We start from the raw sequence: 20,211 nt of genomic DNA on the forward strand, positions 1-20,211 counted from the left end.
CCGACTACTGCGTCAGGGTCACTCTCACACTCTCTTCTTCTTCCTCGGTCGCGCGCTTCAGCGTCGCCTTGGCCTCGTCGACCTGGCGCTGACGGTTCCAGAGCGCCGCATAGACGCCATCCGCCGCCAGCAACTCGCGGTGATGGCCGCGTTCGACGATCAGGCCCTTGTCCAGCACGATGATCTCGTCGGCATTGATTACGGTCGAGAGCCGATGGGCGATGACCAGCGTCGTGCGCCCCTCGCTGACCCGGTCGAGCGCGTCCTGGATCTCCTTCTCGGTGAAGGAATCGAGCGCCGAGGTCGCCTCGTCCAGCACCAGGATCGGCGGCCCCTTCAGGATGGTGCGGGCGATGGCGACGCGCTGCTTCTCGCCGCCTGAGAGCTTCAGGCCGCGCTCGCCGACGGAGGTCTCATAGCCGTCGGGCAACGACCGGATGAAGCGGTCGATCTGGGCGAGCCGCGCCGCCTCCTCGACCTCGGCCTCGGTCGCATCCGGCCGGCCATAGCGGATATTGTACTCGATCGTGTCGTTGAACAGCACGGTGTCCTGCGGAACCATGCCGATCGCCGAGCGCAGGCTGACCTGCTGGATCGCGGCGATATCCTGCCCGTCGATCATGATCCTGCCCTTGGCCGGTTCGTAGAAGCGGAAGAGCAGGCGCGAAATCGTCGACTTGCCGGCGCCGGACGGGCCGACGATGGCGATCGTCCTGCCCGGCGGCACCGTGAAGGAAATACCCTTCAGGATCGGCCGCTCAGGGATATAGGCGAAATGCACGTCCTCGAAGCGGACCTCGCCTGCATCGACGCGAAGCGGCGGGGCGCCCGGATGGTCCTGGATCTCGGGATCGCGGCCAATCAGGGCGAACATCTCGCCGATGTCGAGGGTCGCCTGCTTGATCTCGCGATAGACCGTGCCCATGAAATTCAGCGGCTGGTAGAGCTGGATCAACATGGCGTTGATCAGCACGAAATCGCCGACCGTATGCGTGCCGGCCTGGAAGCCGCGCACCGCCATCACCATCGAGATCGTCAGGCCCGTCGCGAAGATCGCCGCCTGTCCGAAATTGAGCCAGGCGAGCGAGGTATAGGCCTTGATCGAATTGCGCTCGTAGCGCGCCATCGAACGGTCGTAACGGGCTGTCTCGCGAGCCTCTGCTCCGAAATACTTCACCGTCTCATAGTTGAGCAGCGAGTCGATCGCCTTCGAATTGGCGTCGGTATCGGACTCGTTCATGGCGCCGCGAATGGCGATGCGCCATTCGGTGGCCTTGATCGTGTAGGCCATGTAGGTCGTCACCATCACCACCAGCACGACGACATAGAGCCAGTCGAACATCGTCAGCAGCACGGCGGTGATCAGGGCGACTTCGACCACGACCGGCACCAACTGGTTCAGGCCGAGGCGGACCATTTCCTCGATGCCGTTGCGGCCGCGCTCCAGCACGCGGGTCAGACCGCCGGTCTTGCGCTCGAGATGGAAGCGCAGCGAGAGATAATGCAGATGACCGAAGGTCTGCAGCGCCAGCGTGCGCACCGCATGCATGAACACGGGTGCGAACAACGCGTCGCGCATCTGGATGAAGGCCGAGGAGCCGACGCGCGCCAGCCCGTAGATCAGCGTCAGGGTCAGCGGTGCGCCGACCAGCCAGGGCAGCCAGCGCCCGAGACTGGTCGGCGTGTTCGCCAGGGCATCCGTCGCCCATTTGAAGGTGAAGGGCACGCCCATCAGCACCATGCGGCCAATGACCAGCAGGATGAAGGCCGCGACCACGCGCTTGCGTAGATCGGCGCGATCCGGTGGCCAGAGATAGGGCCAGAGCGCACGGAAGGTCGCGACAAAGCCGGAGCCGGGTTGCAGGACGGCCGAGTGGGCGAAGTTCGACGCTGGAGGCGGCGCGGCAGGCGGGGACATTTTTCAAACAGTTCCAAGTTGAACCGCCCATATATCCGCGATCGCGGGCGAATGCATGAGCCTTGCTGCAAGTCGGGGATTGCGGAACACGCGCGCCGGCTTGGCCTTGTTCTCGTCGAAGGACCGGTGTGAGATGGCGTCGGAGCGGTCAATGCTCGGATCGGGGAAAGAAACAGCCATGAGAGCTCAACGGGTTATCCTTGCCGGCCTGATCGGCGCCAGCGTCTCACTCTGCCTCGCGACGCTTCCCGCCCTGGCGCAATCAGCGCGGCCGCCGGCACAGATCAAGGTAACCAATGCCCGCAGCGTGCCATTGAACACGCTCGAAATCACCACCTCGGGTGAACAGCCCCGCCTCGTCGCCAAACTCGCCAAGCCGCTCGCTCCCGGAAAGAGCGCCGTGCTGAAACTCAACAAGCCGGCAGGCTGCAGCTATTTCGTGCTCGGTCGCTTCAGCGACGAGGTCGAAAACGACAATGACGGCGTCGATCTCTGCAGGGAAAAGACGATCCGCCTGACGGATTGAGCCGCCAGGGCCATCATGGCCGGGCCTCGTCCCGGCCATTCCCGACCGCGGCGGCACCGCCGAACGCTCATCCGCAGAATGATTGCCAGGTGGGCGCTGCGCCTCACCCGGGAATCGCGGCGGATCAAAAGCCCTCGTCGCTTACGCCGTCGCGCCGGCCCGCATCAGCTTGTAGGTGATCGAGTCGACCAGCGCCTGGAACGAGGCGTCGATGATGTTGGCGCTGACACCGACCGTGGTCCAGCGTTCGCCGGTCTCGTCAGCGGATTCGATCAGGACGCGCGTCACCGCATCGGTGCCGCCCTGGAAGATGCGGACCTTGTAGTCGACGAGCCGCAAGCCGCCGATCAGCGACTGATAGCGGCCGAGATCCTTGCGCAAGGCGACGTCGAGCGCATTGACCGGACCGGCAGAGCCCTCGGCAGCCGAGATCAGCAGCTCGTCGCCGACCTGCACCTTCACGATCGCCTCGGAGAAGGTGACGAGCTCGCCATTGGCGTTGTAGCGGCGCTCCACATTCACCTTGAAGCGCTCGACCGTGAAATAATCCGGCACCTCGCGCAGGATCCGCTTGGCGAGCAGGAAGAAGGAGGCGTCGGCCCCCTCGAAGGCGTAGCCTTGCGCCTCCTTGTCCTTGAGCTCGTCGAGCAGGCGCCCGAGCCGCGGATCGTCGCGCCCAAGCGTCACGCCGATGCGCTCCAGCTCGGCAACGAGGTTGGACTTGCCGCCCTGGTCGGAGATCAGGACCTTGCGGATATTGCCGGTCGCTTCCGGCGCGACATGCTCATAGGTGCGCGGGTCCTTCAGCACCGCTGAGGCATGGATGCCGGCCTTGGTCGCGAAGGCAGACGAACCGACGAAGGGCGCGTGCCGGTTCGGGGCGCGGTTCAGCATCTCGTCGAGGGCCCGCGAAACATGGGTCAGCTCGCCGAGCTGCTGCTCGTCGACATTGATGCTGAAGCGCTCGCGATACCTGTCCTTCAGTTTCAGCGCGCCGATCAGCGTCACCAGATTGGCGTTGCCGCAGCGCTCGCCGAGCCCGTTCAGCGTGCCCTGGATCTGGCGGACCCCCGCCTCGACCGCCGCCAGCGAATTGGCAACGGCGCAGCCGCAATCGTCATGGGCATGGATGCCGAGATGATCGCCCGGCACGACCTTGGCGACCTCGGCAACGATGGCGCCGACCTCGTCCGGCAAGGTGCCGCCATTCGTGTCGCAAAGCACGACCCAGCGCGCGCCCGCCTCATAGGCTGCCCGCGCGCAGGCCAGCGCATAGTCGGGATTGGCCTTGTAGCCGTCGAAGAAATGCTCGCAGTCGAGCATCACCTCGCGTCCGGCCGCCTTCGCGGCCTTCACGCTGTCGGTGATCCCCTCGAGATTGTCCTCGAGCGAGATCTCGAGCGCGACATGGACATGGTAGTCCCAGCTCTTGGCGACGAAGACGATGGCGTCGGCCTTCGCCTCGAGCAGGGCAGCGATGCCCGGGTCGTTGGCGGCCGAGCGCCCTGCCCGCTTGGTCATGCCGAAGGCAGCGAACTTGGCCTTCGAAGTCGGCTTCTCCGCGAAGAAGGCGGTATCGAGCGGGTTCGCCCCGGGATAGCCGCCCTCGACATAGTCGATGCCGAGCTTGTCCAGCATGGCGGCGACCGCGCGCTTGTCGTCGAGCGAGAAGTCGACTCCGGTGGTCTGGGCGCCGTCGCGCAGCGTCGTATCGAAAAGATGGACGCGGGCGCTCATCGCCCGGCCCTCATCCGATAGCGCAGCACACGCGGCATCACCATGGCGAGCATGACGAGCTTCATGGCGACCGAGAGCGCACCGGCGCGCCGGATCTTCGGGGCATCCCGGTTCATCGTTTCACTTCCCATGTCATGTCCGTCTCATGGAGCGTCGCTCCATCGAGATCGTGCCAAAGCGTGTCCTGGACCTCGTCGCCACGACGAAGAATATCGGCGTTCCAGAAGCGACGAATGCGAAAGCCCTGCTCCTTCAGCCAAGCGTCCCGAACGGCGTCATAGGTGCTTTCTGCATGGTGGCCGCCATCGGCTTCGACGATCAGTCGCTTCGACGGACACACGAAATCGACGATATAGGAACCGATCTGGACCTGCCGACGGAACTTGAAACCGCTGAACCGCCTGTCGCGCAGGAGGTGCCAAAGCTTGCGCTCGGCCTCCGTCGGCTCCTTGCGCATCGAGCGCGCGCGCTGGCCGAGCTTGGCACGCAGCGACGGCGCATGCTCCCCTTCTCCCCCTGCGGGAGAAGGTGGCCGCGCAGCGGCCGGATGAGGGGTCGCGCTTCCCTGTCCGGTTGAAGCAGAATGAGCCGAAGGCCGGCAAGCGTCGCGCGACCCCTCACCCCAACCCTCTCCCGCAAGGGGAGAGGGGGCTTGGTCGCGGTTCATCGCTTGACCTGCCATGCTGTCGTGGGCTCGCCCGTCGCCGGGTCCTTGCCATCCTTGAGCTGGATGCCGATCGCCGCAAGTTCGTCGCGGATGCGATCGGACTCGGCAAAGTCCTTGGCGCGACGTGCTGCAAGCCGGCGCTGGATCAGATCGTCGACACGCGTCGCGAAGCCGTCATCGGTCGCCGTCCGGATGAGGAACTCCTGTTCCTTCCGCCCCCAGGCCTGACGATTCAGGCCGAGGAAATCGACGCTTGCCGCCAATGCGCGCGCAGCCTTCGGATCGCCGGCCTTCGCTTCGCGTGCGAGACCGTGAAGCCGCGTCATCATCTTGGCCGTGTTCAGGTCATCGGCCAGCGCGGCGATGATTTCGGCATCCACGTCGCTTGGAGTGGCCTGCGGTTCCGTCGGAATGCCACGCAGGACTTCCTCCCAGCCACCGATGATGGACTCGACCTCCTCCAGCGACTTCACCGTCCAGTCGATCGGCTGACGATAATGCGTCTTCAACATCGCAAGGCGCAGCACTTCGCCCGGCCATGTCCGGCCGCCGAAGGCATCGGTCTGCAGCAGTTCGTTGATGGTGACGAAGTTGCCGAGAGACTTCGACATCTTCTCGCCTTCGACCTGCAGGAACCCGTTATGCATCCAGATATTCGCCATGCGGCCGGCGCCATCGGCACCGCCGAAGGCGCAGCAGCTCTGGGCGATTTCGTTCTCATGATGCGGGAAGACGAGGTCGATGCCGCCGCCATGGATGTCGAAGACATTCCTGGCGGGGTCATCGCAGGCGAGCCCGCCGCCGAAGGGTGCGAGCAGCTTCGCCATCGACATGGCCGAGCACTCGATATGCCAGCCGGGGCGGCCGGGCGTGGCGATGCCGGCCGGGGAAGGCCAGCCGGGGTCGATGCCGTCGCGGCTTGGCTTCCACAGCACGAAATCCATGGCATCGCGCTTGTAGGGCGCGACATCGACACGGGCGCCGGCCATCATCTCGTCCAGCGAACGCCGGGCGAGCGAGCCGTATTTCGGTGCCTTCCCCAGGCTCGCCACAGCCGGCACATGGAACAGCACATGCTCCTCGGCGACATAGGCGATGCCACGGGCGATGAGGCGCTCGATGATCGCCTTCATCTCCTCGATATGGTCGGTGGCGCGCGGCTCGGCATCGGGGCGCAGATTGCCCAGCGCATCGACATCATTGTGGAACTGCGCCGTCGTCGTCTGCGTGACCCGGGCAATCGCCTCGTTCAGCGGCAGGCCCGGAAAGTCGCGGGCGGCGCGCGCATTGATCTTGTCGTCGACGTCCGTGAGGTTGCGGGCATAGGTGACATGCTCGGGGCCATAGAGATGGCGGAGCAGCCGGTAGAGCACGTCGAAGACGATGACCGGGCGGGCATTGCCGATATGGGCGTAGTCATAGACCGTCGGACCGCAGACATACATGCGGACATTGCCGGGATCGATCGGCGCGAACGTCTCTTTCGTCCGCGTCAGCGTGTTGTAGAGCCTTAAAGTCGGCGTCATCGAAACGGTCCTGGCGAATAGGCGACGAGAAGCGTGGTCCGGGCCGCTGGCCGGGGGCGCTTTCTGTCGGGTCGTTTCAGGACGATGACGTGAGCAGCCGGCCAGCGAAAGCTAGCGGCAAATAATGCAAATCCGGATGGCGGCCTGCGTCATGAAAAACTGATTGCCTGTGCGCGGGCTTTGCGTCAAGAGGGCGCCCGAGTTTGTTGCGCCGCAACATAGCTGACGCCGAATTCATTCAAATTTAACGGACTGGAACCATCCTCATGCTTCGAAGGTTCTTTGGCCTGTCGGGTCACGAGGAAAGATCGAGAATGCGCCGCGCCATCGCCCTGATCGGCCTGTTCGGAATCGTCGGAGCCGGCCTCTCGCTCGCAGTCCTGCCGACCTCGAAGACGGTGGCCGCTTCCAACGACCAGCGCATTTTCCTGATTCCGGCGAGCGACGGCTATGGCGTCGCCGACTGCCTGTCCTCGAAGACTTCGGAATGCGGCAAGATCGTCGCCGATGCCTGGTGCGAGGCCCAGGGTTTTGCGAAGGCGACAGCCTTCGGCATCGCCTCGCGCGAAGATTTCACCGGTTCGGTCTCGAAGCCTGTCATCACCGAACCGGCCGAACAGCCGCTCTCGATCACCTGCGGCGGCTGAGCCTGCGGCTCACCTCACCCAATCCGAGCATTTCGGCGCCTCGCCTACCCCGCCCCAGGGCATGATCGGGACGGTGGATGTCGAATTCTGCGGCGACCCGTCGATCAGCTTGTCGGAATAGACGAGATAGACCAGCACGTTGCGCTTGATGTCGCAGCCGCGCACGATCTGCATCTTCTTCCAGACCATCGAGCGGCGCTCGCGGAAGACGACATCGCCCTGCTCGAACTTCTCCTTGAACTTGATCGGACCGACCTGACGACAGGCGAGCGAGATCTCCGAGACCTCCTCCGCCACCCCGAACATGCCGGAGACGCCGCCCTTCTCGGGGATAGTGTAGTGGCAGGCCACACCCTCGACGATCGGATCGTCGACGCCATAGACGGCGAGCTTGTCGTTCGGCGTCAGCATCTTCCAGACGGTCGATTTCCTGAAGATCAGGTCCTCCTGGGCCTGTGCGGCCCCGGTCAGACCGAGCCCTAGCGCCAACAGAGCCAGGGCCAGGGCGCGTGAAGAGGTGGTACCACAGGCGCGCATTCTCGATCTCCTGACTGTTCCGCGTAGCCGGCGCCGCATATGGGTTCTGAGGCGAAGCAATGCCAGAGGCGTCCGATGCAGACCAGCAAGATGCCGGCGACGACGCAGCCGATCCTCGCGACGGACCGCCTCATCCTCAGGCCGAGAACCATTGAGGATCTCGACCATGTCATTGCAATGAATTCCGATCCGGAGGTGATGCGACACATCGCGCCAGTCGGCACCGCCTTCATGAGCAGGGAGGCCGTGGCGAAGCGCAGCTTCACCCATGTCGATCGGGGGCTGGGCTACTGGTCGATCAGCCCGCGCGAAAGCCCTGGCGCGTTGCTGGGCTATGTCGCGCTGTTCCCCGGCGCTCCGGCGACGGCGCAGATCGAGCTGAGCTACCGCTTCGAGACGCGCCATTGGGGCCGGGGTTATACGACGGAGGCGGCCTCGCGCCTGCTCCAGCACGGTTTTGGCCCATTGGACCTAACCGAGGTGGTCATCCTCACGCACCCGTTGAACGCGGCATCCCTTCGTCTGGCGGAGAGGCTCGGTTTCCAGCGCGAGAGCGACCGGTGCTCATGGCTGATGGGCGATCCGCACTTCCTCTGCGCCTTCTTCCGCCTCGGCCGCGCCGGCTGGCTTGCCACCCATGACGCAGCCGCGGCACCGGTCGTCACACCGCCAGTGGCTTGAACACCAGATAGGCCGCGGCCAGCGCGCCGAGCACGCCGAGCGTGAACAGCACCAGCTTCAACTGCGTGAAGCCGCTCGCCATGGCGACATCGCCCGCCTCGACCCGGGGGTATTTGTCGAGCAGCCGGGCAATGACAAAATTCTCGACGACATCGCAGAGCCCGCCGAAGAGCCAGCCGCCGCCGCATAATGCCGCCACCCACCAGGGATAGCCGCGCATCGCGACGCCCGCGACGATGATCGCGCCGACGATCGCATAGGTCAGGGCGAAGGCGACATCGGCCGGCAGCACCCGGTGACGGTAGCGGTTGCGGCGTTCCTCGCCATAAGCTGCGAAGAGCTTTTCGACATCGGCAGCGTTGAAGCCGTTCCAGTCGCTCTCGAGCATGCGGGCCACGCCCTGACGGCTCGCCCAGAGCCCGGTGAGCCAGAACATCAACATCACCAGCGCCGGCCCCCACAGGAAGAACGAGAGCGGGATGGCGCTGGAATAGAGCGGAACGGGATCGATCATCGCGGCCAAGGCTCCGGCAGAGGAAATGCGACGTTACCGCGCCTCGCGCGCCAGCGCCAAGGCCTGACGCAGGATCTCCACGTCACCGATATGATTGACGAAGATCAGGACGAGCCTTGCATTGAGCGCCACGCTCTCGGCCTCGGAGAGATCGCGATGCGCCTCCGCGATCATCCGGAACGCCGCGTCGGGATCGGAGAGATTCGGTTCCGTGACAAGTTCGCTGCTCATGCTGCGGCGCGCCCTTCCAGCCTCTCGATCGCGGCCGCCAGTTGCACAGGTGTCGCCTGGCGAAACCGCGCCGCGACATGGCCGTCAGGACGCAGCACGACGGCATCGCCCGGCGTCAATCCGTAACGTCGCGCCAGGGGCTCGTCTCCCCCATCTCTGGCGGGAACGTCGACCCACAAGGCGGCGGCAGGCGTCATGCCCTCGGCCGCCACCCCGCAGGCGATGATGACCGGCCGGCCCTCGGCCAGCGTCTCGCTCAGCCAGCGCCGCCCGCCGGCTGTGGATGGCAGCGCAGCGTCGTGGAAGGAGGTGCCCGCCGCGAGCCCCCCCTGCCAATCCGGGCCAGGCGTCGAAAGCGGCGACGCCAGATAGGTCGTCGGCTGCGAGAGACGCCCGGAATTGACGAAGCCCCGGGCGAAGCCGGCCTTGCCGGCCAGGGCAAGGGCCGCATCGCGCAAGACCCGCTCGCCTGGCGAGCGCGGCGCGATGAAATCCGTGGCGCGGGTCGAATGCAGGATATTCTCCTGCGCTGCTTCGACACGCTCCCTGTCATAGCTGTCGATCAGAGAAGCGGGACTCTGCCCTTTCACGACCAATGCCAGTTTCCAGCCGAGATTGTCGGCATCCTGGATGCCGGAATTGGCGCCGCGCGCGCCGAAGGGCGAGACCTGATGCGCCGCATCGCCGGCGAAGACCACCAGACCATGAACGAAGCGCGCGAGCCTGCGGCACTGGAAGCGGTAGACCGAGACCCATTCCAGCGCGAAATCGTCATGGCCGAGCATCTGCCGGATGCGCGGCCGCACGATCTCGGGCTGTCGTTCATGCTCGGGGTCGGCGTCGCGATCGAGTTGCAGATCGATGCGCCAGACATCGTCCGGCTGCTTGTGCAGCAGGGCCGACTGTCCGGAATGGAAGGGCGGCGCGAACCAGAACCAACGCTCGGTGGGGAATTCCGCCCGCATCTTCACGTCTGCGATGAGGAACTTGTCCTCGAAGGCCTCACCGCGAAACTCCAGGCCAAGCAGCGCGCGCGTCGGCGATCGCGCTCCGTCGCAGGCGACCACCCAGCCGGCATCGAACTGGTAGGGCCCATCCGGCGTCGCGATGGTCAGGAGCGCGCCGTCGCTACGAGGCTGGATGCCGGTGAGACGGTTCGACCAGCGCAGATCGATCAGCGCCTCCGCAGCCGCAGCGTCGGCCAACGCCGCTTCGACGTAATATTGCTGCAGGTTGATGAAGGCCGGCTGCTTGTGGCCAGGCTCGGGCAATAGATCGAACTCATAGAGCTGCTCCTGCCCGCGAAAGACCCTGCCCCGCTGCCAGGTGACGCCTTTCGCGACCATGCCTTCCGCGAGGCCGAGCCTGTCGAAGATCTCGAGCGTACGCTTGGCAAAACAGATCGCGCGCGAGCCCTCGCCGATGCGATCGGAATCATCGATCAGCACGACGGGAACGGCACGGCGCGCCAGATCGAGCGCGAGCGTCAGCCCGACCGGGCCGGCGCCAATGATGACAACCGGATGATGGGCCGGTTCGCGTGCATCCTGGTCAGGGCTGCGGCGATAGGCGAAACGGCGCAGCTCCGTCGTCATCCGATCGCCTCCGGCCCCTCGATCCCGAGCCCCCGCAGATCCGAGGCACGCCGGCCGGCATCGAAAGCGAGGAAATACTCATCGAGCTGCGGCGGCGCGACCGTCGTGCCGGCGAGCATGGTGGGCCTGGCCGCGATGATGGATCTGATGCTGGAAGAGATGCGCGAGCAGATCGTCGATCCGCTCGGGCACCTTGCCGTCATCGCCGCGATCGGTCTCGACCTGCCGTGCCAGCTCTGCCTCGCTCAACGCATCGCAGAAGGCGATCAGGCGGCGATCGGTCTGCCCCTGCACGATGAGGAGCGCGGCCGCGTCGAGCGGCCGGAAGGTATCGAAGACGGCGAGCCCGCGCCCGCCCTGCTCCAGGGCGTCGAGATAGAACTGATCGACCGAGAGATTGTGGTTCAAGGTCTCGTGGAGCGAGGGGAAGAAGCTCGTTCGCGTGGCCCTGAATGCCTCGTCGTCCAGTTCGGCGCAGGCGCGCAGCAGCCGGTCATTGGCCCAGCCATTGTTGCGGGCCGCCTTGCGCAGATAGGCGACGAGCGACACCGCCCTACCCTCGCAGGTCGAGCCACATCTGGCGATCGCGCTCGTCGGTCCAGATGCGGGGATGATCGAGCCCGTTGGCCTCGTCATAGGCACGCGAAACATTGAAGGGCAGGCAATGCTCGAAGATCACCCAGTCGCCATAGCCTGGCTTCAAAACGGCATGGACACGCTCGAAGGTCTCGCGGAGCGAGCGGCCCGCGCCGGCGTTCTGCTTCACGGCGTCATAGAGGTCGCTGAGAAAGGCGCGCGTGCCGCTGATGCCATCGGCGACCATCGCCGCATCGGTCAGCGCAGCGCCCCGGCCAGGCACCATCGCGACCGAGCCGAGGGCCGACAAATGGTCGAGCGTCGTCGGCCAGTCCTCGAAATGGGCATCGCCGCAATAGGGCGTCGCACCATATTCGACGAGATCCCCCGCGAAGGAGACCTCGGCATCGGGAATCCAGGCGACGATGTCGCCTGCGGTATGACCGCGCCCGAGCTTCATCAGCCTGACCTCGCGCTTGCCCAGCCAGATCGAGGCGGTGTCGGAAAAGGTCATGGTCGGCCAGGTCAGGCCCGGGCGGATCGAATCCGCGCCCTGGAAGAGCCGCGGAAACCGGCCGATCTCGCTCGCCTTGTCCTGCTCGCCGCGTTCCACGATCATCTCGCGGGCGACATCGGAGGCGACGATCTCGCGGGCGCTGTAGGCTGGCGCTCCCAGCACGCGGACCGCGTGGTAATGCGAGAGCACGACATGGCTGATCGGCTTGTCGGTGATCCTGCGGACGCGTTCGATCACGGTTTCCGCCATCTTCGGCGTCGCCTGCGCATCGAAGACGAGCACGCTCTCGTCACCGACGACGACCCCGGTATTGGGGTCGCCCTCGGCGGTATAGGCGTAGATGCCCCGGCCGATCTCATCGAAGGAAACGGTCTTCTCACCGAGATCGGCACTGGAGGCGAAGGCGGGCTTGTCAGTCGACATGGGGCAGCACGTCCTGTTCGATCGCACCGAAAATGGAAGAACCATCCCCGTCCTTCATCTCGATACGAACCGTATCGCCGAAGCGCAGGAAAGGCGTTGCCGCGGTGCCCGACTTGATGATCTCGACCATGCGCTGCTCGGCGATACAGGCGTAGCCGACGCCTCCCAGCGCGATCGGGCGCCCCGGGCCACCTTCGTCGTCGCGGTTCGAGACCGTGCCGGAGCCGATGATCGTTCCGGCCGAAAGCGGGCGCGTTCGCGCGGCATGAGCGATCAGCGTGCCGAAATCGAAGGTCATGTCGATGCCGGCATTCGGCTGTCCGAAGGGCTGGCCGTTGAGCAGCGACAGCAACGGCAGATGCAGCTTTCCGCCCTGCCATGCCTCGCCCAGTTCATCCGGTGTCGCGGCCACCGGCGAGAAGGCCGTCGGCGGCTTCGACTGGAGAAAGCCAAAGCCCTTCGCCAGTTCGTCCGGAATCAGGTTGCGCAGGCTGACGTCATTGACGAGCATCACGAGGCGGACATGGCCATGCGCCGCTTCCGCAGAGACCCCCATCGGCACGTCGCCGGTGATGACGGCGATCTCGGCCTCGAAATCGATGCCGTCCTCCTCGTTGCGGGTCCGGATCGGCTGGCGCGGCCCCAGCAGGGCGTCGGATCCGCCCTGATACATCAGAGGGTCGCTCCAGAAACTCTCGGGCATCTCCGCGCCCCTCGCCTTCCTGACGAGCGCGACATGGTTCACATAGGCCGAGCCGTCGAGCCATTGATAGGCGCGTGGCAAGGGGGCTGCGCAATCATGCTCGTGGAAACGGAAGGATGGGACGGAGCCATGCTCCAATCCTTCTGCTAGATCGGCCAGGCGCGGCGCATGGCGCCCCCAGTCGTCGAGCGCGGCCTGCATGGTCGCGACCACGGGAAAAGCGTCCGTGGCGCGCGTCAGGTCTTTGGAAACCACGACAAGGCGGCCATCACGACCGTGCATGAGGGAAGCGAGTTTCATCTCTTTCCAATCCGTGACGAACACGCGAGATTGCGCGCAACAAACCTCTGGGAGTTCAGCTTATGAAACGCCGCGACTTTTTGAAAACCGGTGCGCTGGCAGCGGCTGCGACGCCGGTCGCGATGCCGGCGATCGCGCAGTCGCAACCTGAGGTGAAGTGGCGCCTGACCTCGAGCTTCCCGAAGGCGCTCGACACGATCTACGGCACGGCCCAGCAGTTCGCGAAATACATGTCGGACGCGACCGACGGCAAATTCCAGGTCCAGACCTTCTCCGCCGGCGAGATAGTGCCGGGCCTGCAGGCCCTCGACGCGGTCACCTCCGGCACGGTCGAATGCGCGCATACGCCGACCTATTTCTATATCGGCAAGGAGCCGGCACTCGGGCTCGGCACCGGCATCCCGTTCGGACTCAACGCGCGTCAGCAGCATTCCTGGTGGTTCTTCGGCGGCGGCGAGGAGATCATCAATTCGGCGCTGGCCAAATTCAATGCCTATTCGATCCCCTGCGGCAATTCCGGCTGCCAGATGGGCGGCTTCTTCCGCAAGGAACTGACCTCGCTCGATGATCTCAAGGGCCTGAAGTTCCGTATCGGCGGCATGGGCGGGGCCGTGCTGGCCAAGCTCGGCGTGGTGCCCACGCAGATCGCAGGCGGCGACGTCTACCCGGCGCTGGAGCGCGGCACGATCGACGCCGCAGAATTCGTCGGCCCCTATGATGACGAGAAGCTCGGCTTCGTGCGCGTCGCCAAATACTACTACTATCCCGGCTGGTGGGAGGGCGGCGCCATGCTGCATCTCGTCGTTGGCCAGGAGGCCTGGAACAAGCTGCCGAAGCACTACCAGGCGATCGTCCATCACGCCTGCGAGGCTGCCAATAACTGGATGCTGGCCAAGTACGATGCGGTGAACCCGGGTGGCCTGCGCCGGCTGGTCCAGCAGGGCGCACAGCTCAAGGCCTTCCCGATGCCGATCATGGAAGCGGCTCTCAAGGCGGCGGACGAGTACTACGCCGAGACCTCCGCCAAGAGTGAGTTGTTCAAGAAGGGCTACGACTCGATGGTCGCTTTCCGCGGCGAGAACCTGCTCTGGTGGCAGGTGGCAGAGCTGTCGTACGACTCGTTCATGAACCGTCTGCGGTCGCGCTGAGGCGCCACCGGGACCAATAGATGGCGCCGGGTCAGACAAGTTTGATCCGGCGCGGCGCATGCGCCACCATCGCCTCGGCCAGGTGGGCGCAGACCGCTTTCGGGCGCGTGTCGAGCACGGGCTCGACCATCCCCGCCGCCTTGCCACGCTGCTTGCCGGCGCGCCGGCGGAGTTTCTTCCTGACGTTCCTCAGGGATCTGGTCGTGGCGGTTTCCGCCAGTTGCCGCTCTGTCAAATCAAGATCGACGACCGCACCGAGATGTGTGCGCAAACGCTCGACCGCCTCGATCTGCTCCTTGTAGTGACCGGGATCGGCAGGCTGGAAGAAGCTGAGCTGATAGCCGAGATCGATGATGCGGGTGCGCCAGGCGTGCAGGCGCTTCAGGCTCATCCGGCGCGGATCACGGCGCGCCGCGCGTCTGGCCTTGCGGTAGCTGCGCCGGAACCCGGCGAGCAGGAAGCCCCCGCGCTCGCCAGCCACCGACCACTCCTCCATCCTGGCAGCGAGACGGTCGAGCTCCGTTTGCATCGCCGCAACGGTTTCCGGCAGCGGCATCGGGTCAGGCGGAGGCTCGACCAGCTTGCCGCGTTCGCTGGGCAGCAGCTCCTGCAAGGTCCGCGCGACGACCGCAGCTTCGCGGGTCGCGGTGAAGGTCTGGCGCAGGCGCTTGATGCCGGCCCGGAGCAGCGCCGTCTCCTCCTCCAGTGCAGCCGGCGAGAGCTTCAGCAGGGAACGCCACGCCTTCATCAGTCGGCGGAAATCATGAACACCCTTGGCGGGGTCGCTCTCCAGGCGGTCGAGTAACCGCCGCCCCTGCAACGGCATCTCGCGACAAACTGCGAGCCAGTGCTGGGCCCAGAGCCGCATCAATGCCGGACCGCTGGGCACCGCATTGCGCGACGTCCGGGCGCGCGGGCTCCTGCCGCCGCTCAGCCGAACCGGTGCTTTCGCGGGTATCGCCAAGGCGCGCTCCTTGCGAAGTTCGGGAGCGCATTGAGCGACAAGCATTCGGGCTCCGCAAGTGCCTTGCAAGGATCGGAACGCTACCAGGCCTCGCGCCTCGTCGGATCGAAACGCTTCTTCAGGCCCTCCCAGCAGGCGCTGTAGTCCGGCTGCCGGGCGGGCAGGCTCGCGGCGTAGCCGGTGACGCGCTGGGGGAAGCGGGTCTCGAACATGAAGGCCATGGTCCCGGTCAGCTTCACGGGCTTGAGCTCGACCGTGCTTGCATGTTCGAACGCCTGCGCGTCCGGGCCATGCGGCAGCATCATGTTGTGGAGGCTGAAGCCGCCAGGCGTGAAGCCCTCCGGCTTGGCGTCATAGACGCCGTAGATCAGCCCCATGAACTCGGACATGATATTGCGATGATACCAGGGCGGGCGGAACGTGTTCTCCGCGACCAGCCAGCGCTCGGGGAAGATCACGAAGTCGATATTCGCAGTGCCGGGTGTCTCCGAGGGCGCGGTCAGGACCGTGAAGATCGACGGGTCGGGATGGTCGAAGGAGATCGCCCCGACCGGCGAATAATGGCGCAGGTCGTATTTGTAGGGCGCGTAATTGCCGTGCCAGGCCACGACATCGAGCGGCGACTGGCCGATCGGCGTGGAGAAGAGTTCCCCGCCCCATTTCGCATAGAGCGTCGACGGCGTCTCATCGTCTTCATAGGCCGCGATGGGAGTCAGGAAATCGCGCGGATTGGCCAGGCAATTCGCGCCGATCGGGCCGCGATCCGGCAAGGTGAAGGAGCCGCCATAGTTTTCGCAGACATAGGCGCGGGCCGGTCCGCCCATCAGCTCGCAGCGGAAGACGACGCCGCGCGGAATGATGCAGATCTCGCCGGGCTCGATCTCGATCACGCCGAATTCGGTGCAGAAGCGCAACGCCCCCTCCTGCGCCACGATGAGCAATTCGCCATCGGCGCAGAAGACGTATTCGCGTTCCATCGAGGCCGTGACGAAAACCATATGGGCGGCCATGCCGGCCTGGGTCTCGGCATCGCCAGCGGTCGTCAGCGTGCGCAGCCCGGTGAGGAAGGTCAGCGACTCCGATGGCATCGGAATCGGGCTCCAGCGCAGCTGTCCGATCGGCAGCTCGGCCTCGTCGCGGCAGGGCGCACTGCGGATCAGCCCCTTGTCGACCTTCTTCCAGCGCCCGCCATGCTTGACGCTGGGCCGGATGCGGTAGAGCCAGGACCGCTCGTTCGAGGAGCGCGGCGCGGTGAAGGGCGAGCCGGATAGCTGCTCGGCATAGAGGCCATAGGCGGGCCTCTGCGGCGAATTGCGGCCGACCGGCAAGGCGCCGGGCAGCGCCTCGGTCTCGAAACTATTGCCGAATCCCGACATGTAGCGCGTGCCGGTCGCGGCCTGGCGCAGCGGGGCTGTATGAATCTGTGCCTGGACATTCATGAGCATTTCCCCTTCCGCTGCCGGACCGCTTTGACAAGAACGCAGGTTCCGGAAAGATCGGAGCGGGCGTCCCGCCCCGACCTCAGCTAGTTACAGATGAAACTAATGTCAACGCAGCCCGAGCCTCCCCCACCCGGCGACGAAACGACCTTGCGGCTGGAGCAGTTCCTGCCCTATCGGCTGAACGTCGTCGGCCATTTCGCCAGCCGCGCGCTCGGACGAATCTATAGCGAGCGCTTCGGCATAGGCATTCCCGAATGGCGTGTGATCGCGCAGCTCGGCGAATTCGGAAAGCTGACTTCGCGCGACATCGGCGAGCTGTCCCAGATGCACAAGACCAAGGTTTCGCGCGCCGTCAGCGAGCTCGAGAAGCGCGGCCTGACGTCGCGCAGCGAGAATCGCGAGGACCGGCGCGAGGCCTTCATCAGCCTTACCCCCCGCGGCTCCCGAACCTATGCCGAGATCGTGCCCCTGGCGCTCGCCTTCCAGGCGCGCTGGACCGAGGGACTTCCGGCAGAGGAGCTGCGCGTGTTCGAACGCGTGCTTTCGATTCTCACCGAACGGGGCCGCCATCTCGCCGGCGGCTATCACGAAAGCGAAGGCTGAATTGCCGCTTGCCGCCAAATATGGCATGCCGGGCCTCGCCATGGCCGTCCGCCCGAATCCGCGCCGCGCCATCGCAGGACCCGTCCTTAGTTCCGTCGCGTTTGGCAGGTGAAACTCCCGCAAAGCGATTGCCCGGTTTCCGGGGCGGATCGAACAAGCAGGTAATATGGCCCGACCGGCGATGAGACTACGACTAACCCGGCGCCTCGGCGCGATGCTGCTGGCCTTCTCGGCGATGGGTGGAGCGGCGCTGGCGCAGTCGCCCGCGTGCAATGCCTGGCGCAGCGAACTCGCGAGCCTGCAGGGCCAGCGCGGCGGCGATCCGCGCGCCGCGCAGCAGGCGCAGCGCGTCGGCGCCCAGCTCTCGCAAAGCGTCAGCCAGTTCCGCGCGATGGGCTGCGAACGTGGCGGATTCCTCTTCTTCGGTGCGCAGGCGCCCCCGCAATGCGGCGGCCTGCAGGCACAGATCAACCAATTGCAGTCCCAGTACACGGCACTCCAGCGCCAGGCACAGGGCGGAGCTGCCGAGCAGCGCCGCATGCAGCTCGCCGCAGCGATCGAGACCAATTGCCGGGGGGGCGGGCAGCAGCGCGGCTTCTTCGAGACGATCTTCGGCATCGAGCCTCGCCGCGGTGAGATCGATTCGACCATGCCCGAACTCGATCCGGACATGCAGCCGCTCGATTCGGAGAAGCCCCGCCAGGGCGGCCCCAATACGGTCTGCGTCCGGACCTGCGACGGCTATTTCTTCCCGCTCGCCAACAGCCCCGGCGGCCGCGACGGCCAGGATGAAATGTGCCAGGCGCTCTGCCCGGGGACGGAGACGCTGGCCTTCGGCATGAGCACCGGCGGCGACATTCAGAATGCTGTCGCCCGTGCTAGCGGGACGCCCTATTCGTCGCTGGCGAACGCCGGAAAATACATTCGAAGCTTCGATTCCGCCTGCACCTGCCGGGCGCCGGGCCAAAGCTGGTCCCAGGCGCTGCGCAATGCCGAGGAGCTTCTCGACAAGCGCAAGGGCGACGTCATCGTCACCGAACAGCGCGCAGCCGAGCTGTCGCGGCCCAAGCCCGATCCCAAGCGCAGGACCGCGACACCCGCGCCGGCTCAACAACAGCCGATCCTGTCTGATGCCGACGACAAGCCGATGCCGTCCGAGAATTCGCCGACTTCGGGCACGGAGTCGGCCGGCATGGGTCCGCAGAGCGTCGAGCCCGAGAAGGTCGTGCAGCAAGGCGACGGCGTGAAGAAGGAAAGCCGCAGCGTCACCGGCGAGCGGCGCACGGTCAGGATCGTTGCGCCCAACCTCGCACCCAATCTGGGCCCCGCAGTCGCGCGGCCCTGACGCCGGCAGCGCCGCCGCAACGGCGCCTCGTGCGTCGGCGGCGAAGGCTGCGTCATGCGCCAGAGCGGAGAGCGGCGCTTAAATACCCCGCAGATCAAGCGCTGGACGCATGACGCCGACAGGCGCATATACAGGCAAGACCACCCCGGCCGGCCTGGATACGCGCCAGATTTCGTCAGGATTGCTCTTCCAGCGCGCAATCCTACTCTGACGGCCTCCTTGGCAGAGCCCAGCAGAGGCGTCCCATGTCAGAGACAACCGCCAACACGCATACCGGAATGGATCTGGCCGATACCCGTCGTCGCCTGAAGGCGATCTTCATGGGCTCGGTCGGCAATCTCGTCGAATGGTATGATTTCTACGCCTACACGGCCTTCGCACTCTATTTCGCGCCGCATTTTTTCCCGTCGCACGATCCGGTCGTCCAGCAGCTCAACGCCGCGACGCTGTTTGCCGCCGGCTTCATCGTCCGCCCGATCGGCGGATGGCTGTTCGGTCACATCGCCGACCGCTATGGCCGCCGGCTTTCGCTGACGATCTCGGTGCTGATGATGTGTTTCGGCTCGCTGATCATCGCGCTGACGCCGACCTATGCGACAATCGGATTTGCAGCGCCCGCGCTGCTCGCTCTCGCGCGGATCATCGAAGGCCTGAGCCTCGGCGGCGAGTACGGGGCAAGCGCGACCTATCTCACCGAGATCGCCGACCCGAACCATCGCGGGTTCTATTCGAGCTTTCAGTACGTCACGCTGATCGGCGGCCAGCTGACCGCCATCGTGGTACTGCTGCTGCTCCAGAACGTGTTCCTGACCCATGAACAGCTCGTCGCCTGGGGCTGGCGCATTCCTTTCGTGATCGGAGCCCTGCTCGCGATCACCGCGATGTTCATGCGCCGCCACATGCATGAGACGGAATCCTTCGTCGAAGCCAGCAAGACGAAGAAGCGCGAAAGCTCGCTGCGCGGGCTGCTGAAATACCCGCGCGAGGTTGCGATCGTGGTCGGCCTGACGGCCGGCGGCACCGCGGCCTTCTATACCTTCACCACCTATATGCAGACCTTCGTGAAGCAGACCGTCGGCCTGTCCGACATCACGACGACCTATGTCATCGCCGGTTCGCTGATCTTCGCCTCGATCCTGCAGCCGATCTATGGCGCCATCTCGGACAGGATCGGCCGCAAGCCGCTGCTGATCTTCTTCGGCGTTGCCGGCTCGCTGCTGACGGTGCCGATCCTGACGATGCTGTCCCAGACCAAGTCGCCCTGGATGGCGTTCCTGCTGATCTCCGGAGCCTGGATCTTCGTCGCCGGCTATACCTCGATCAACGCCGTGGTGAAGGCCGAATTGTTCCCGACCGCGATCCGCGCCACAGGCATCGCCGTGCCCTACGCCGTGACGGTCTCGATCTTTGGCGGCACGGCGCCTGCGATCGCGCTGTTCTTCAAGCAGCAGGGCCACGAGCAGTGGTTCTTCTACTACCTGGCGGGCGTGATCTTCCTGTCGCTGCTGGTCTACGCGACCATGCGCGACACCAAACATGAATCGGCGATGCACCGGCACGAGTGATCCACGGCGCCATTGCCCGCTGGACCGATGTCGTCCCGGACACGTA

Annotated in this window: 21 protein-coding genes; 7 read left to right on the forward strand and 14 right to left on the reverse strand. The window is 65.4% G+C overall.

Annotated elements, in window-relative coordinates; genetic code table 11:
• Positions 1-4: 4 nt before the first annotated feature.
• Positions 5-1,918: an ABCB family ABC transporter ATP-binding protein/permease gene (locus tag AC1DW9_RS21435; protein ID WP_441507903.1), complete on the reverse strand. Its 1,914-nt coding sequence runs from the start codon at positions 1,916-1,918 to the stop codon at positions 5-7.
• Positions 1,919-1,921: 3 nt separating this feature from the next.
• On the reverse strand, positions 1,922-2,098 hold the full coding sequence (locus tag AC1DW9_RS21440) for a hypothetical protein (protein WP_476775665.1): 177 nt from the start codon (positions 2,096-2,098) through the stop codon (positions 1,922-1,924).
• Between AC1DW9_RS21440 and AC1DW9_RS21445 the strand changes: the two genes are divergently transcribed.
• Positions 2,097-2,444 carry a hypothetical protein gene (locus tag AC1DW9_RS21445; RefSeq protein WP_441493071.1) on the forward strand — a complete coding sequence of 116 codons (348 nt, stop codon included), beginning with the start codon at positions 2,097-2,099 and terminating at the stop codon, positions 2,442-2,444. The genes AC1DW9_RS21440 and AC1DW9_RS21445 overlap by 2 nt on opposite strands.
• A 141-nt stretch (positions 2,445-2,585) precedes the next feature.
• Here the strand turns inward: AC1DW9_RS21445 and cimA are convergent, their stop codons facing one another.
• From cimA to cysS, 3 genes are all read right to left on the reverse strand, one after another.
• A complete protein-coding gene (gene cimA / locus AC1DW9_RS21450) occupies positions 2,586-4,181 on the reverse strand; it encodes a citramalate synthase (RefSeq protein WP_441493072.1) in 1,596 nt (531 codons plus the stop codon).
• A gap of 112 nt (positions 4,182-4,293) precedes the next feature.
• Positions 4,294-4,671, reverse strand: coding sequence for an endonuclease domain-containing protein (locus AC1DW9_RS21455; protein WP_441507915.1), 378 nt, complete (start codon positions 4,669-4,671; stop codon positions 4,294-4,296).
• 173 nt (positions 4,672-4,844) lie between these two features.
• Positions 4,845-6,374, reverse strand: a complete 1,530-nt coding sequence (cysS, locus tag AC1DW9_RS21460) for a cysteine--tRNA ligase (protein WP_441507904.1) — start codon at positions 6,372-6,374, stop codon at positions 4,845-4,847.
• A 314-nt stretch (positions 6,375-6,688) separates the two neighbouring features.
• Between cysS and AC1DW9_RS21465 the strand changes: the two genes are divergently transcribed.
• Positions 6,689-7,021, forward strand: a complete 333-nt coding sequence (locus AC1DW9_RS21465) for a hypothetical protein (RefSeq protein WP_113512928.1) — start codon at positions 6,689-6,691, stop codon at positions 7,019-7,021.
• Between the two features lie 9 nt (positions 7,022-7,030).
• Here AC1DW9_RS21465 and AC1DW9_RS21470 read toward each other — a convergent pair whose 3' ends face one another.
• A complete protein-coding gene (locus AC1DW9_RS21470) occupies positions 7,031-7,558 on the reverse strand; it encodes a CreA family protein (protein ID WP_441493075.1) in 528 nt (175 codons plus the stop codon).
• A gap of 75 nt (positions 7,559-7,633) precedes the next feature.
• Here AC1DW9_RS21470 and AC1DW9_RS21475 point away from each other — a divergent pair, with 75 nt between their 5' ends.
• Positions 7,634-8,239: a GNAT family N-acetyltransferase gene (locus AC1DW9_RS21475; protein WP_476768790.1), complete on the forward strand. Its 606-nt coding sequence runs from the start codon at positions 7,634-7,636 to the stop codon at positions 8,237-8,239.
• Here the strand turns inward: AC1DW9_RS21475 and AC1DW9_RS21480 are convergent.
• The 6 genes from AC1DW9_RS21480 to AC1DW9_RS21505 all read right to left on the reverse strand — a co-directional run bounded on the left by AC1DW9_RS21480 (position 8,220) and on the right by AC1DW9_RS21505 (position 13,098).
• On the reverse strand, positions 8,220-8,753 hold the full coding sequence (locus AC1DW9_RS21480; protein ID WP_441493077.1) for a hypothetical protein: 534 nt from the start codon (positions 8,751-8,753) through the stop codon (positions 8,220-8,222). The genes AC1DW9_RS21475 and AC1DW9_RS21480 overlap by 20 nt on opposite strands.
• 33 nt (positions 8,754-8,786) lie before the next feature.
• Positions 8,787-8,984 (reverse strand): DUF2783 domain-containing protein, encoded by a 198-nt coding sequence (locus AC1DW9_RS21485; protein WP_441507906.1) that lies wholly within the window; start codon positions 8,982-8,984, stop codon positions 8,787-8,789.
• Positions 8,981-10,579 carry an FAD-dependent oxidoreductase gene (locus AC1DW9_RS21490; protein WP_441507907.1) on the reverse strand — a complete coding sequence of 533 codons (1,599 nt, stop codon included), beginning with the start codon at positions 10,577-10,579 and terminating at the stop codon, positions 8,981-8,983. The genes AC1DW9_RS21485 and AC1DW9_RS21490 overlap by 4 nt, the downstream gene beginning before the upstream one ends.
• 78 nt (positions 10,580-10,657) lie before the next feature.
• The gene (locus AC1DW9_RS21495; RefSeq protein ID WP_476775664.1) at positions 10,658-11,128 is read right to left on the reverse strand and encodes a DinB family protein; all 471 of its coding nucleotides are present in this window, start codon (positions 11,126-11,128) and stop codon (positions 10,658-10,660) included.
• A 4-nt stretch (positions 11,129-11,132) separates the two neighbouring features.
• A complete protein-coding gene (locus AC1DW9_RS21500; protein WP_441507908.1) occupies positions 11,133-12,095 on the reverse strand; it encodes an MBL fold metallo-hydrolase in 963 nt (320 codons plus the stop codon).
• Positions 12,085-13,098, reverse strand: coding sequence for a fumarylacetoacetate hydrolase family protein (locus tag AC1DW9_RS21505; protein ID WP_441507909.1), 1,014 nt, complete (start codon positions 13,096-13,098; stop codon positions 12,085-12,087). Before AC1DW9_RS21505 ends, AC1DW9_RS21500 begins: the two co-directional genes overlap by 11 nt.
• Before the next feature lie 62 nt (positions 13,099-13,160).
• On the opposite strand from AC1DW9_RS21505, the gene AC1DW9_RS21510 reads away from it, so the two are divergent.
• Positions 13,161-14,246: a TRAP transporter substrate-binding protein gene (locus AC1DW9_RS21510; RefSeq protein WP_441493083.1), complete on the forward strand. Its 1,086-nt coding sequence runs from the start codon at positions 13,161-13,163 to the stop codon at positions 14,244-14,246.
• A gap of 31 nt (positions 14,247-14,277) precedes the next feature.
• Here AC1DW9_RS21510 and AC1DW9_RS21515 read toward each other — a convergent pair whose 3' ends face one another.
• Together AC1DW9_RS21515 and hmgA are read right to left on the reverse strand one after the other, a co-directional pair.
• On the reverse strand, positions 14,278-15,255 hold the full coding sequence (locus AC1DW9_RS21515) for a CHAD domain-containing protein (RefSeq protein ID WP_476768786.1): 978 nt from the start codon (positions 15,253-15,255) through the stop codon (positions 14,278-14,280).
• A 35-nt stretch (positions 15,256-15,290) separates the two neighbouring features.
• Positions 15,291-16,649, reverse strand: coding sequence for a homogentisate 1,2-dioxygenase (gene hmgA, locus AC1DW9_RS21520; protein WP_441507911.1), 1,359 nt, complete (start codon positions 16,647-16,649; stop codon positions 15,291-15,293).
• A 105-nt stretch (positions 16,650-16,754) separates the two neighbouring features.
• Here hmgA and AC1DW9_RS21525 point away from each other — a divergent pair, with 105 nt between their 5' ends.
• The 3 genes from AC1DW9_RS21525 (at position 16,755) to AC1DW9_RS21535 (ending at position 20,165) form a co-directional block, all read left to right on the forward strand.
• Complete coding sequence (locus AC1DW9_RS21525) at positions 16,755-17,255, forward strand: MarR family winged helix-turn-helix transcriptional regulator (protein ID WP_441507912.1); 501 nt, start codon at positions 16,755-16,757, stop codon at positions 17,253-17,255.
• Positions 17,256-17,436: 181 nt separating this feature from the next.
• Positions 17,437-18,600: a DUF2865 domain-containing protein gene (locus tag AC1DW9_RS21530; protein WP_441507913.1), complete on the forward strand. Its 1,164-nt coding sequence runs from the start codon at positions 17,437-17,439 to the stop codon at positions 18,598-18,600.
• Between the two features lie 245 nt (positions 18,601-18,845).
• On the forward strand, positions 18,846-20,165 hold the full coding sequence (locus tag AC1DW9_RS21535; protein WP_441493088.1) for an MFS transporter: 1,320 nt from the start codon (positions 18,846-18,848) through the stop codon (positions 20,163-20,165).
• Positions 20,166-20,211 lie beyond the last annotated feature (46 nt).

Source organism: Allobosea sp. P4_E12, assembly GCF_056401655.1.